This is a genomic window from Pseudomonas fluorescens (genome assembly GCF_900636825.1).
GTDB classification, from domain to species: domain Bacteria; phylum Pseudomonadota; class Gammaproteobacteria; order Pseudomonadales; family Pseudomonadaceae; genus Aquipseudomonas; species Aquipseudomonas fluorescens_BG.
Genome location: NZ_LR134318.1, coordinates 5,297,440 through 5,311,083, shown reverse-complemented (window position 1 = coordinate 5,311,083; position 13,644 = coordinate 5,297,440). Strand labels below are relative to the sequence as shown.

At 55.2% G+C, this 13,644-nt stretch carries 15 protein-coding genes; all 15 read left to right on the top strand.

Features of this window, described 5'->3' with window-relative positions; translation table 11 throughout:
• Positions 1-25 precede the first annotated feature (25 nt).
• The 15 genes from rpoC to rpmC all read left to right on the top strand — a co-directional run bounded on the left by rpoC (position 26) and on the right by rpmC (position 13,643).
• Positions 26-4,225 (top strand): DNA-directed RNA polymerase subunit beta', encoded by a 4,200-nt coding sequence (rpoC, locus tag EL257_RS24275; RefSeq protein WP_126366857.1) that lies wholly within the window; start codon positions 26-28, stop codon positions 4,223-4,225.
• A 216-nt stretch (positions 4,226-4,441) separates the two neighbouring features.
• Positions 4,442-4,813, top strand: a complete 372-nt coding sequence (rpsL, locus tag EL257_RS24270; RefSeq protein WP_003186084.1) for a 30S ribosomal protein S12 — start codon at positions 4,442-4,444, stop codon at positions 4,811-4,813.
• A 107-nt stretch (positions 4,814-4,920) separates the two neighbouring features.
• Positions 4,921-5,394, top strand: a complete 474-nt coding sequence (rpsG, locus tag EL257_RS24265; RefSeq protein ID WP_016772941.1) for a 30S ribosomal protein S7 — start codon at positions 4,921-4,923, stop codon at positions 5,392-5,394.
• A 30-nt stretch (positions 5,395-5,424) separates the two neighbouring features.
• Positions 5,425-7,530: an elongation factor G gene (gene fusA / locus EL257_RS24260; RefSeq protein ID WP_126366855.1), complete on the top strand. Its 2,106-nt coding sequence runs from the start codon at positions 5,425-5,427 to the stop codon at positions 7,528-7,530.
• 31 nt (positions 7,531-7,561) lie between these two features.
• Positions 7,562-8,755 (top strand): elongation factor Tu, encoded by a 1,194-nt coding sequence (gene tuf, locus EL257_RS24255; RefSeq protein WP_126366853.1) that lies wholly within the window; start codon positions 7,562-7,564, stop codon positions 8,753-8,755.
• Positions 8,756-8,912: 157 nt separating this feature from the next.
• The gene (rpsJ, locus tag EL257_RS24250) at positions 8,913-9,224 is read left to right on the top strand and encodes a 30S ribosomal protein S10 (RefSeq protein WP_003186070.1); all 312 of its coding nucleotides are present in this window, start codon (positions 8,913-8,915) and stop codon (positions 9,222-9,224) included.
• An 80-nt stretch (positions 9,225-9,304) separates the two neighbouring features.
• Complete coding sequence (gene rplC, locus EL257_RS24245) at positions 9,305-9,940, top strand: 50S ribosomal protein L3 (protein ID WP_003228738.1); 636 nt, start codon at positions 9,305-9,307, stop codon at positions 9,938-9,940.
• A gap of 12 nt (positions 9,941-9,952) precedes the next feature.
• Positions 9,953-10,555: a 50S ribosomal protein L4 gene (rplD, locus tag EL257_RS24240; protein WP_007918468.1), complete on the top strand. Its 603-nt coding sequence runs from the start codon at positions 9,953-9,955 to the stop codon at positions 10,553-10,555.
• Positions 10,552-10,851, top strand: a complete 300-nt coding sequence (rplW, locus tag EL257_RS24235; RefSeq protein WP_002555488.1) for a 50S ribosomal protein L23 — start codon at positions 10,552-10,554, stop codon at positions 10,849-10,851. The genes rplD and rplW overlap by 4 nt, the downstream gene beginning before the upstream one ends.
• 14 nt (positions 10,852-10,865) lie before the next feature.
• Positions 10,866-11,690, top strand: coding sequence for a 50S ribosomal protein L2 (gene rplB, locus EL257_RS24230; protein WP_003228734.1), 825 nt, complete (start codon positions 10,866-10,868; stop codon positions 11,688-11,690).
• A gap of 16 nt (positions 11,691-11,706) precedes the next feature.
• On the top strand, positions 11,707-11,982 hold the full coding sequence (gene rpsS / locus EL257_RS24225; protein WP_011336172.1) for a 30S ribosomal protein S19: 276 nt from the start codon (positions 11,707-11,709) through the stop codon (positions 11,980-11,982).
• 11 nt (positions 11,983-11,993) lie between these two features.
• On the top strand, positions 11,994-12,326 hold the full coding sequence (gene rplV / locus EL257_RS24220; RefSeq protein WP_003103908.1) for a 50S ribosomal protein L22: 333 nt from the start codon (positions 11,994-11,996) through the stop codon (positions 12,324-12,326).
• 13 nt (positions 12,327-12,339) lie between these two features.
• Positions 12,340-13,026, top strand: coding sequence for a 30S ribosomal protein S3 (gene rpsC / locus EL257_RS24215; RefSeq protein WP_003176422.1), 687 nt, complete (start codon positions 12,340-12,342; stop codon positions 13,024-13,026).
• A gap of 12 nt (positions 13,027-13,038) precedes the next feature.
• The gene (gene rplP / locus EL257_RS24210; protein ID WP_007896757.1) at positions 13,039-13,452 is read left to right on the top strand and encodes a 50S ribosomal protein L16; all 414 of its coding nucleotides are present in this window, start codon (positions 13,039-13,041) and stop codon (positions 13,450-13,452) included.
• Positions 13,452-13,643 carry a 50S ribosomal protein L29 gene (gene rpmC / locus EL257_RS24205; protein WP_002555481.1) on the top strand — a complete coding sequence of 64 codons (192 nt, stop codon included), beginning with the start codon at positions 13,452-13,454 and terminating at the stop codon, positions 13,641-13,643. The genes rplP and rpmC overlap by 1 nt, the downstream gene beginning before the upstream one ends.
• The last annotated feature ends 1 nt before the right edge of the window (position 13,644 follow it).

Below are 13,644 nucleotides of genomic sequence, written 5' to 3'. Positions count from 1 at the left end.
CTTTGCTCCGCCAGGAGGAAAGGCCTTGAAAGACCTACTGAATTTGCTGAAAAACCAGGGTCAAGTCGAAGAGTTCGACGCCATCCGTATCGGATTGGCCTCGCCGGAGATGATCCGCTCGTGGTCGTTCGGTGAAGTTAAAAAGCCGGAAACCATCAACTACCGTACGTTCAAACCTGAGCGTGACGGTCTGTTCTGCGCCAAGATCTTTGGCCCGGTAAAGGATTACGAGTGCCTGTGCGGTAAGTACAAGCGCTTGAAGCACCGTGGTGTGATCTGCGAGAAGTGCGGCGTTGAAGTCGCGCTGGCCAAGGTTCGTCGTGAGCGCATGGCGCACATCGAACTGGCTTCGCCAGTTGCCCACATCTGGTTCCTGAAATCGCTGCCGTCCCGTATCGGCTTGCTGATGGACATGACCCTGCGTGATATCGAACGTGTTCTCTACTTCGAGAGCTATGTCGTTATCGATCCAGGCATGACCACCCTTGAAAAAGGTCAGCTGCTGAACGACGAGCAGTACTTCGAAGCGCTGGAAGAGTTCGGTGATGACTTCGACGCCCGCATGGGTGCTGAAGCTGTCCGCGAACTGCTGCACGCTATCGACCTGGAGCACGAGATTGGCCGTCTGCGCGAAGAGATTCCGCAAACCAACTCGGAAACCAAGATCAAGAAGCTGTCCAAGCGTCTGAAGTTGATGGAAGCCTTCCAGGGTTCCGGCAACCTGCCAGAGTGGATGGTACTGACCGTTCTGCCGGTTCTGCCGCCAGATCTGCGTCCACTTGTTCCGCTGGACGGCGGTCGTTTCGCGACGTCCGACCTCAACGATCTGTATCGTCGAGTGATCAACCGTAACAACCGTTTGAAGCGCCTGCTGGATCTGTCCGCTCCGGACATCATCGTGCGCAACGAAAAGCGTATGTTGCAGGAAGCTGTCGATGCGTTGCTCGACAACGGTCGTCGTGGTCGCGCTATCACTGGTTCGAACAAGCGTCCTCTGAAATCCCTGGCTGACATGATCAAGGGTAAGCAGGGTCGTTTCCGTCAGAACTTGCTCGGTAAGCGTGTTGACTACTCCGGTCGTTCGGTAATTACCGTAGGCCCGACCCTGCGTCTGCACCAGTGCGGTCTGCCGAAGAAGATGGCTCTCGAGCTGTTCAAACCGTTCATTTTCGGCAAGCTCGAAATGCGTGGTCTCGCGACTACCATCAAAGCGGCCAAGAAAATGGTCGAGCGCGAGCTGCCAGAGGTTTGGGACGTTCTCGCTGAAGTGATTCGCGAACACCCGGTCCTGCTCAACCGTGCACCGACCCTTCACCGTCTGGGTATCCAGGCGTTTGAACCGGTACTGATCGAAGGTAAGGCTATCCAGCTGCACCCTCTGGTCTGCGCCGCGTACAACGCCGACTTCGACGGCGACCAAATGGCCGTGCACGTACCGCTGACGCTGGAAGCCCAGCTCGAAGCGCGTGCGTTGATGATGTCGACCAACAACATTCTGTCGCCAGCCAACGGTGAGCCAATCATCGTTCCGTCGCAGGACGTTGTATTGGGTCTGTACTACATGACTCGTGAAGCGATCAACGCCAAAGGCGAAGGTCGTGTATTTGCGGATCTGCAGGAAGTTGACCGTGTGTTCCGTGCTGGCGAAGCCGCACTGCACGCCAAGGTCAAGGTTCGTATCAACGAAACCGTCAACGACCGTGACGGCAACAGCGTAAGCGGCACCCGTATCGTCGACACTACTGTCGGCCGTGCGCTGCTGTTCCAGGTTGTGCCAAAAGGTCTGTCGTACGACGTCGTCAACCTGCCGATGAAGAAAAAGGCGATCTCCAAGCTGATCAACCAGTGCTACCGCGTGGTTGGTCTGAAAGAGACCGTGATCTTCGCTGACCAGTTGATGTACACCGGTTTCGCTTACTCGACCATCTCCGGCGTTTCCATCGGTGTTAACGACTTCGTTATCCCGGATGAAAAAGCCCGCATCATCGGTGCAGCCACCGACGAAGTGAAAGAGATCGAGAGCCAGTACGCCTCCGGCCTGGTAACCCAGGGCGAGAAGTACAACAAAGTGATCGACCTTTGGTCGAAAGCGAACGATGAAGTTTCCAAGGCGATGATGGCTAACCTCTCGAAAGAGAAGGTCATCGACCGTCACGGCGACGAAGTCGATCAAGAGTCTTTCAACTCGATGTACATGATGGCCGACTCGGGTGCGCGGGGTTCCGCAGCACAGATTCGTCAGCTGGCCGGTATGCGTGGTCTGATGGCCAAGCCGGATGGTTCCATCATTGAAACGCCGATTACTGCGAACTTCCGTGAAGGTTTGAGCGTACTTCAGTACTTCATCTCGACTCACGGTGCTCGTAAAGGTCTGGCGGATACCGCGTTGAAAACTGCGAACTCCGGTTACCTGACTCGTCGTCTGGTAGACGTGGCGCAGGATCTGGTTGTAACCGAGATCGATTGCGGTACCGAACACGGTCTGCTGATGACTCCGCACATTGAAGGCGGTGACGTTGTAGAGCCGTTGGGTGAGCGCGTATTGGGTCGTGTTATCGCCCGTGACGTATTCAAGCCGGGTACCGAGGACGTTATCGTTCCTGCCGGCACTCTGGTTGACGAGAAGTGGGTCGAGTTCATCGAGCTGAACAGCATTGACGAAGTGATCGTGCGTTCGCCGATCAGCTGTGAAACCCGCTACGGCATCTGCGCCAAGTGCTACGGCCGTGATCTGGCTCGTGGTCACCAGGTGAACATCGGTGAAGCGGTCGGCGTTATCGCTGCCCAGTCCATCGGTGAGCCGGGTACCCAGCTGACGATGCGTACGTTCCACATCGGTGGTGCGGCAAGCCGTACTTCCGCTGCGGACAGCGTTCAGGTGAAAAATGGCGGTACCGTTCGTCTGCACAATTTGAAGCACGTGGAGCGAGTGGACGGTCACCTGGTTGCTGTGTCCCGTTCCGGTGAGCTGGCAATCGCTGACGATTTCGGCCGTGAGCGCGAGCGTTACAAGCTGCCGTACGGTGCTGTGATTTCGGTGAAAGAAGGTGACAAGGTCGACGCTGGCGCAATCGTGGCCAAGTGGGATCCGCACACTCACCCGATCGTTACCGAAATGAAAGGTACCGTGACCTACGTGGGCATGGAAGAAGGCATCACGATCAAGCGTCAGACTGACGAATTGACCGGTATGACCAACATTGAAGTACTCGACGCGAAAGATCGTCCGGCTGCGGGCAAAGAAATTCGTCCAGCAGTGAAGATGGTCGACGACAACGGCAAGGATCTGTTGCTGCCAGGCACTGACGTTATCGCTCAGTACTTCCTGCCAGCCAACGCCCTGGTCGGTGTGGCCGACGGTGCGAAGATTGCGATCGGTGATGTTATCGCTCGTATCCCGCAAGAAACTTCGAAAACCCGTGACATCACCGGTGGTCTGCCGCGTGTTGCCGACTTGTTCGAAGCCCGTCGCCCGAAAGAGGCGTCGATTCTGGCTGAAGTCAGCGGCACCATCGCGTTCGGTAAAGAGACCAAAGGCAAGCGCCGTCTGGTTATCACCCCGAACGACGGTAGCGATCCGTACGAAGAGCTGATTCCGAAGTGGCGTCACCTGAACGTCTTCGAAGGCGAACAGGTAAACCGCGGCGAAGTTATCTCCGACGGTCCAAGCGATCCGCATGACATCCTGCGTCTGCTGGGTGTAAGCGCGCTGGCCAAGTACATCGTCAACGAGATCCAGGACGTTTATCGTCTGCAAGGCGTGAAGATCAACGACAAGCACATCGAGACCATTCTGCGTCAGATGCTGCGTAAAGTTGAGATCTCCGAGTCCGGCGATTCCAGCTTCATCAAGGGCGACCAGATGGAACTGACTCACGTACTGGTAGAGAACGAGCGTCTGGGCGCGGAAGACAAGTTTGTCTCCAAGTTCACTCGCGTTCTGCTGGGTATCACCAAGGCGTCGTTGTCCACCGAATCGTTCATCTCGGCGGCTTCCTTCCAGGAAACCACCCGTGTACTGACCGAAGCGGCAGTCACCGGCAAGCGCGATTATCTGCGCGGCCTGAAAGAAAACGTGGTCGTGGGTCGTCTGATCCCGGCTGGTACCGGTCTGGCTTATCACAGCGAGCGCAAGCGTCGCCGTGATGCTGACAAACCGTTGCGCGTAAGCGCCAGTGAAGTGGAAGCTGCACTGACCGAAGCGCTGAACTCGAGCGGTAGCTGAGTTCTGCGATAAATGAGCGTAAGGCCCTGATCGCTCCGTTCATCGAATCGAGACATTTTGTCGAGGTTCGAGGGGCGGGGAGGTCGGGGCCTTGCCTTGACTGGGGACAAGATCCTCTTTAGACTCTTGATCCCCTAAATTTGGCGGGAATTCGTTCCTGCCATTTTGCTTTTCTTGCAAGACAATAGCGTCGCAAGACAACAGTGGAGCTAGTAGATGGCAACTATCAACCAGCTGGTACGTCAGCCGCGTAAGCGTATCGTCGAGAAATCCGACGTACCTGCGCTGCAGAACTGCCCGCAACGTCGTGGCGTGTGCACCCGTGTGTACACCACCACGCCGAAAAAACCTAACTCGGCACTGCGTAAAGTATGCCGTGTGCGCCTGACCAACGGTTTCGAGGTTTCCTCGTACATCGGCGGTGAAGGTCACAACCTGCAAGAGCACAGCGTGGTATTGATCCGCGGCGGTCGTGTAAAAGACTTGCCAGGTGTTCGTTACCACACCGTTCGCGGCTCCTTGGATACTTCCGGCGTTAAAGGCCGTAACCAGGGTCGTTCGAAGTACGGTACCAAGCGTCCGAAGTAATCGGTCGTTTTGCAGATTTTTATTTTATTGAGTCGATAAGAGTAAGGTCGGGCACGCATCCTCTGGATCTGTCCCGAGCTAACCTGAAGACCGCTTGAGGGCTTATCATGCCAAGACGTCGCGTAGCAGCAAAGCGTGAGATTCTGGACGATCCGAAATACGGAAGCCAGATCCTCGCCAAATTCATGAACCACGTTATGGAAAGCGGCAAGAAAGCCGTTGCCGAGCGTATCGTTTATGGTGCCCTGGAAACCGTTGCGGCCCGTAAGGCTGGCACCGATCCCCTGGAACTCTTCGAAAAAGCACTCGACGCCATCGCTCCGCTGGTCGAAGTGAAGTCGCGCCGCGTTGGTGGTGCTACTTACCAGGTTCCGGTCGAGGTTCGTCCTTCCCGTCGTAACGCTCTGGCAATGCGCTGGTTGGTAGACTTCGCCCGTAAGCGCGGCGAGAAGTCTATGGCTCTGCGTTTGGCTGGCGAACTGCTGGATGCTGCTGAAGGTAAAGGTGCTGCTGTTAAGAAGCGTGAAGACGTGCACCGTATGGCCGAAGCCAACAAAGCTTTCTCGCACTACCGCTTCTAATTTTAGCTTCACTAATTTTGCGAGGGCTTTATGGCTCGTACTACTCCGATTAGCCGCTACCGTAACATCGGTATCGTCGCTCACGTGGATGCTGGTAAAACCACCACCACCGAGCGCGTACTGTTTTACACCGGCAAAAGTCACAAAATGGGCGAGGTGCATGATGGCGCCGCGACCACAGACTGGATGGTTCAGGAGCAGGAGCGTGGTATTACCATTACTTCTGCTGCCATTACCGCCTTCTGGAAAGGTTCCGAGAAGCAGTACAAGGACGAGCACCGCTTCAACGTAATCGATACCCCAGGCCACGTGGACTTCACCATTGAAGTTGAACGTTCCCTGCGCGTACTCGACGGCGCTGTTGTTGTGTTCTGTGGTACTTCGGGTGTTGAGCCGCAGTCGGAAACCGTATGGCGTCAAGCCAACAAGTACGGCGTTCCACGTCTTGTTTACGTAAACAAGATGGACCGTGCCGGCGCCAACTTCCTGCGCGTGATCGGTCAGATCAAGCAGCGTCTGGGTCACACTCCGGTGCCGATCCAGTTGGCTATCGGTTCCGAAGACAACTTCCAGGGTCAGATCGATCTGATCAACATGCAAGCTGTGTACTGGAACGACTCTGACAAAGGTATGGTCCCTGTTCGCAAGGACATTCCTGCTGAGCTGCAAGAGCTGGCCGAAGAGTGGCGCAACAACATGGTTGAAGCTGCTGCCGAAGCCAACGAAGAGCTGATGAACAAGTACCTGGAAGGCGAAGAGCTGTCGATCGAAGAGATCAAGGCTGCTTTGCGTCAGCGTACTATCGCCGGCGAAATCGTTCTGGCCGTTTGCGGTTCTTCGTTCAAGAACAAGGGCGTTCCCCTGGTTCTCGACGCCGTTATCGACTACCTGCCAGCTCCGACCGACATTCCTGCTATCAAGGGTTCCAACCCTGATAACGAGGAAGAAGAGATGGAGCGTCATGCAGACGACAACGAGCCTTTCGCGGCTCTGGCGTTCAAGATCGCTACCGACCCATTCGTGGGTACTCTGACCTTCGTCCGCGTTTACTCGGGCGTGTTGAACTCCGGCGACGGCGTGATCAACTCGGTCAAAGGCAAGAAAGAGCGCGTGGGTCGTATGGTGCAAATGCACGCAAACGCCCGTGAAGAGATCAAGGAAGTGCGCGCTGGCGACATCGCGGCCCTGATCGGCATGAAGGACGTCACCACTGGTGAAACCCTCTGCAACGCTGACAAGCCAATCATCCTGGTTCGTATGGACTTCCCGGAGCCGGTTATTTCGGTTGCCGTAGAGCCTAAGACCAAGGATGACCAGGAAAAAATGGGTATCGCTCTGGGCAAACTTGCTCAGGAAGACCCGTCTTTCCGCGTTAAAACTGATGAAGAGACTGGTCAGACGATCATCTCCGGCATGGGCGAGCTGCACCTGGACATCCTGGTTGACCGGATGCGCCGTGAGTTCAACGTCGAAGCCAACATCGGCAAGCCTCAGGTTTCGTATCGTGAGCGCATCACGAAGAATTGTGAAATCGAAGGCAAGTTCGTTCGTCAATCCGGTGGTCGCGGCCAGTTCGGTCACTGCTGGATCCGTTTTGCTCCTGCTGACGAAGGTCAGGAAGGTCTGCAATTCGTGAACGAAGTTGTAGGTGGTGTGGTTCCTAAGGAATACATCCCGGCTATCCAGAAGGGTATCGAAGAGCAGATGAAGAACGGCGTTGTTGCCGGCTATCCGCTGATCGGCCTGAAGGCTACCGTGTTCGATGGTTCTTACCACGACGTCGACTCCAACGAGATGGCGTTTAAAGTGGCTGCCTCCATGGCGACCAAGCAACTGGCCCAGAAGGGCGGTGGTGAGTTGCTCGAGCCGATCATGGCGGTAGAGGTTGTTACGCCTGAAGACTATATGGGTGATGTGATGGGCGACCTTAACCGTCGTCGCGGCATGATCCAGGGTATGGAAGACACAGTGTCCGGCAAGGTTATCCGTGCCGAGGTTCCACTGGGTGAGATGTTCGGTTATGCGACCGACGTTCGTTCCATGTCCCAGGGTCGCGCAAGCTACTCTATGGAATTCAAAAAATACGATACGGCTCCGTCGCACATCGTCGAATCCGTAACCAAAAAACAAGGCTGATTCAGCCCCTTTAGGCTAGGAGTTAATTGTCGTGGCTAAAGAAAAATTTGATCGTTCCCTACCGCACGTCAACGTTGGCACCATTGGTCACGTTGACCACGGTAAAACCACTCTGACTGCTGCTCTGACTCGCGTTTGCTCCGAAGTTTTCGGTTCCGCAATCGTTGACTTCGACAAGATCGACAGCGCTCCAGAAGAGAAAGCTCGCGGTATCACCATCAACACCGCACACGTTGAGTACAACTCGAAGATCCGTCACTACGCTCACGTTGACTGCCCAGGTCACGCTGACTATGTGAAGAACATGATCACCGGTGCTGCTCAAATGGACGGCGCTATTCTGGTTTGCTCGGCCGCTGATGGTCCGATGCCACAAACCCGTGAGCACATCCTGCTGTCCCGTCAGGTTGGCGTTCCGTACATCGTGGTCTTCCTGAACAAGGCTGACCTGGTAGACGACGCAGAGCTGCTGGAACTGGTTGAGATGGAAGTTCGCGACCTGCTGTCCACCTACGACTTCCCGGGCGATGACACTCCAATCATCATCGGTTCGGCTCGTATGGCGCTGGAAGGCAAAGACGACAACGAGATGGGCACCACTGCCGTCAAGAAGCTGGTTGAAACTCTGGATGCCTACATCCCAGAACCAGTTCGTATGATCGACAAGCCGTTCCTGATGCCAATCGAAGACGTATTCTCGATCTCGGGTCGCGGTACTGTTGTGACTGGTCGTATCGAGCGCGGTATCGTTCGCGTTCAGGATCCGCTGGAAATCGTTGGTCTGCGTGACACCACTGTCAGCACCTGCACTGGTGTTGAAATGTTCCGCAAACTGCTCGACGAAGGTCGTGCTGGCGAGAACTGCGGCGTTCTGCTGCGTGGTACCAAGCGTGACGACGTTGAGCGTGGCCAGGTACTGGTTAAGCCGGGTTCGGTTAAGCCGCACACCAAGTTCACCGCAGAGGTTTACGTTCTGAGCAAGGAAGAAGGCGGCCGTCACACTCCGTTCTTCAAAGGCTACCGTCCACAGTTCTACTTCCGTACTACTGACGTGACTGGTAACTGCGAGCTGCCAGAAGGCGTTGAAATGGTAATGCCAGGTGACAACATTCAGATGACTGTTACCCTGATCAAAACCATCGCGATGGAAGACGGTCTGCGTTTCGCTATCCGTGAAGGCGGTCGTACCGTCGGCGCTGGCGTCGTAGCCAAAATCATCGAGTAATCTCTTTTATAGAGTCTGTTTGATGAATTGAAAAAGCCCCCGCTCAGCGGGGGCTTTTTTATTGGGTTGACACCTATCTGGGGCGTCTATAGAATTGCGCCTCCTTTTAACGGGCGTATTGCGCTCGGTGGGAATAGCAGCCGGAGTCTGAAATCCAATGCAAAATCAGCAAATCCGTATCAGGTTGAAGGCTTTTGACCATCGCCTGATCGACCAATCAACCCAGGAAATCGTGGAAACCGCGAAACGTACTGGTGCTCAAGTGCGTGGTCCAATTCCACTGCCTACCCGTAAAGAGCGGTTCACCGTTCTGGTTTCTCCGCACGTCAACAAAGACGCGCGTGACCAGTACGAGATCCGCACTCATAAGCGCGTTCTGGACATCGTCCAGCCAACGGATAAAACCGTTGATGCACTTATGAAGCTTGATCTTGCGGCCGGTGTGGAAGTGCAGATCAGCCTCGGCTAAGACTCGGTCTTAGTCGTGTAACGCTCTGAAATGGGCGGCCATAGCGGGTGAAAGCCCCGTACACTCATGAGGTTTACAACATGACTATTGGTGTAGTCGGTCGTAAATGCGGTATGACCCGTATTTTCACCGAAGAAGGTGTCTCCATTCCGGTCACGGTCATTGAGATCGAGCCGAATCGCGTCACCCAGTTCAAAACTGAAGAGACCGATGGCTATCGTGCAGTGCAAGTCACTGTCGGCGAGCGTCGTGCTTCGCGTGTAACAGCAGCTCAAGCTGGCCACTTCGCTAAAGCGAACGTTGCCGCTGGTCGCACCACCATGGAATTCCGTCTTGAAGAAGGCGAGTACCAGGCTGGCGATCTGATCAACGCTGAAATCTTCGCCGCTGGCCAACTGGTTGACGTAACCGGTCAGTCCAAGGGTAAAGGCTTCCAGGGTACGATCAAGCGTTGGAATTTCCGCGGGCAAGATAACACCCACGGTAACTCCGTATCCCACCGCGTCCCAGGCTCTATCGGCCAGTGCCAGACTCCTGGTCGTGTATTCAAGGGCAAAAAAATGTCCGGTCATATGGGCGCTGAGCGCGTGACCGTGCAGTCCCTGGAAGTAGTGCGCGTGGACGCTGAACGCAATCTGTTGTTGGTCAAGGGTGCTGTTCCTGGCGCTACTGGCGGCAACCTGGTTGTACGTCCAGCAGCCAAGGCTCGCGGTTAAGGGGAAGCTGACATGCAATTAAATGTAAATGACGCTCAAGCGATCGAAGTTTCCGAACTGACATTTGGCGGCGAGTTCAACGAGACGCTGGTTCACCAAGCAGTCGTGGCCTACATGGCCGGCGGCCGTCAAGGTACCAAGCAGCAAAAGACCCGTTCCGACGTTCGTGGTGGCGGCAAGCGCCCATGGCGTCAGAAAGGTACTGGCCGTGCTCGTGCCGGTACTATCCGTAGCCCAATCTGGCGTGGCGGCGGTACCACTTTTGCAGCACGTCCACAGGATCACTCTCAGAAGCTGAACAAGAAGATGTATCGCGCAGCAATGCGTTCCATCCTTGCTGAGCTGGTGCGTACTGATCGTCTGGTCGTGGTTCAGGATTTCGCTGTTGAAACTCCGAAAACCAAAGATCTGCTGGGCAAGCTGAACAACATGAGCCTGACCGACGTTTTGATCGTGTCGGATGCTGTTGATCAGAACCTGTACCTGGCTGCTCGTAACCTGCCGCACGTAGATGTACGTGACGTTCAAGGTTCCGATCCAGTTAGTCTGATCGCATACGACAAGGTGTTGATCACCGTGTCGGCCGTGAAGAAATTCGAGGAGCTGCTGGGATGAACCAGGAACGCGTATTTAAAGTTCTGCTTGGCCCGCACGTTTCCGAGAAGGCTACGGTTCTGGCAGACAAGAAAGGCCAGTTCGTTTTCAAGGTTGCTACTGACGCAACCAAGCTGGAAATCAAGAAGGCCGTCGAAAGCCTGTTCAGCGTGAAAGTAGAGCGCGTCACTACCCTGAATGTTCTGGGTAAGAGCAAGCGCACTGCTCGCGGTCTGGGCAAGCGTAATGACTGGAAGAAGGCAGTTATCTCCCTTCAGCCAGGCCAAGATCTCGATTTCAGCAGCAGTGCTGAGTAAGGAAGGGGTGCATCATGGCAATCGTTAAATGCAAACCGACTTCCCCTGGCCGCCGTTTTGTGGTCAAGGTGGTCAACCAGGAGCTGCATAAAGGCGCTCCTCACGCACCGCTGCTCGAGAAAAAATCGAAGACTGGTGGTCGTAACAACAATGGCCGTATTACCACGCGTCACATCGGTGGTGGTCATAAGCAGCATTATCGTATGGTCGATTTCCGTCGCAACGACAAAGATGGCATCGTCGCCACTGTCGAGCGTATCGAATACGATCCAAACCGTACTGCTCACATCGCACTGCTCTGCTACGCAGACGGCGAGCGCCGCTACATCATCGCCCCTAAAGGCGTGAGTGCTGGCGACCAGCTGATCGCGGGCGCTCTGGCTCCAATCAAGCCAGGCAACGCTCTGCAGCTGCGCAACATTCCAGTGGGTTCTACCGTACACGGCATCGAATTGAAGCCAGGTAAAGGTGCACAGATCGCTCGTTCCGCTGGTGCTTCGGCTCAGCTGATCGCTCGTGAAGGTGTCTACGTGACCCTGCGTCTGCGTTCCGGTGAAATGCGTAAAGTCCTGGCTGAATGCCGTGCGACCCTGGGCGAAGTCTCGAACTCCGAGCACAGCCTGCGTTCGCTGGGTAAAGCTGGTGCCAAGCGCTGGCGTGGCGTTCGCCCAACCGTTCGTGGTGTTGCCATGAACCCGGTTGACCACCCACATGGTGGTGGTGAAGGTCGTACCTCTGGTGGTCGTCATCCGGTATCGCCATGGGGCTTCCCGACTAAGGGCGCGAAGACTCGTGGTAATAAGCGTACCGACAAAATGATCGTCCGTCGTCGCAAGTAAATAGAGGGATACGACAGTGCCACGTTCTCTGAAAAAAGGTCCTTTTATTGATCTTCACCTACTGAAGAAGATCGAAGTGGCGGCGGAAAAGAACGATCGCAAACCAATTAAGACTTGGTCGCGTCGTTCGATGATCCTGCCACAAATGGTCGGTCTGACCATCGCAGTACACAACGGTCGTCAGCACGTCCCAGTTCTCGTTAACGAAGACATGGTCGGCCACAAACTGGGCGAGTTCGCCGGTACCCGCAACTATCGCGGGCACGTGGCTGACAAGAAAGCCAAGCGTTAAGGGGTTAGGAAATGGAAGTAGCCGCTAAGTTGTCGGGCGCTCGAATCTCCGCCCAGAAAGCCCGCTTGGTCGCCGACCAGATCCGCGGGAAGAAGGTGGGCGAAGCGCTCAACTTGTTGGCTTTCAGCAGTAAGAAAGCCGCCGAGATCATGAAGAAAGTGCTGGAGTCGGCCGTAGCCAACGCCGAGCATAACGAAGGCGCAGACGTTGATGACCTGAAGGTCAGCACCGTTTTCGTCAACGAAGGGCGTTCGCTGAAGCGCATCATGCCACGTGCCAAAGGCCGTGCTGATCGCATCGTCAAGCGGTCTTGCCATATCACTGTCAAGGTTGCTGACAAGTAACGGAGTCGAAGAGATGGGTCAGAAAGTACATCCCATTGGCATTCGCCTGGGAATCGTCAAGGAGCACACCTCCGTCTGGTACGCAGACGGTCGGACTTATGCGGACTACTTGTTCGCAGATCTGAAAGTGCGTGAGTATCTCCAAGACAAACTAAAAAGCGCGTCCGTAAGCCGTATCGATATCCATCGTCCGGCCCAAACTGCACGTATCACCATCCACACCGCTCGTCCAGGTATCGTTATCGGGAAGAAAGGTGAAGATGTTGAGAAACTGCGTCAGGACCTGACCAAGCAAATGGGTGTGCCTGTGCACATCAATATCGAAGAGATCCGCAAGCCGGAGCTCGACGGTATGCTGGTTGCGCAGAGCGTAGCTCAGCAGCTGGAGCGCCGTGTAATGTTCCGTCGCGCTATGAAGCGCGCAGTTCAGAACGCCATGCGCATTGGTGCCAAAGGCATCAAAATCCAAGTGAGCGGTCGTCTCGGCGGTGCTGAAATCGCACGTACTGAATGGTATCGCGAAGGTCGTGTGCCATTGCACACCCTGCGTGCCGACATCGACTATGCCAACTACGAAGCTCACACCACTTACGGTGTGATCGGTGTAAAGGTTTGGATCTTCAAAGGCGAAGTAATTGGTGGTCGCCAAGAAGAGCTGAAGCCACAAGCACCAGCGCCTCGTAAAAAAGCTGCTAAGTAAGGGGTACGCCAAATGTTGCAACCTAAGCGTACGAAGTTCCGCAAGCAGATGACAGGCCACAACCGTGGTCTGGCTCAGCGCGGTAGCAAAGTCAGCTTCGGCGAGTTCGCGCTGAAGTCTGTAGCTCGTGGTCGTCTCACCGCTCGTCAGATCGAGTCAGCGCGTCGTGCACTGACCCGTCACGTTAAACGTGGCGGCAAGATCTGGATCCGTGTATTCCCGGACAAGCCTATTTCCAAAAAGCCCCTCGAAGTTCGTATGGGTAAAGGTAAGGGTAGTGTGGAGTACTGGGTTGCCCAGATTCAGCCAGGCAAAGTCCTGTATGAAATCGAGGGTGTTTCTGAAGAGCTGGCGCGTGAGGCTTTTGCCCTGGCTGCTGCAAAGCTGCCGCTCGCCACCGCCTTTGTTAAACGGACGGTGATGTGATGAAAGCGAATGAACTTCGTGAAAAATCCGCACAGCAGCTGAACGAGCAACTGCTCGGCTTGCTGCGCGACCAGTTCAATCTGCGTATGCAGAAAGCAACTGGCCAGTTGGGGCAGTCTCATCTGCTCTCGCAAGTTAAGCGTGACATCGCTCGCGTGAAGACTGTGCTCAACCAGCAGGCAGGTAAGTGAT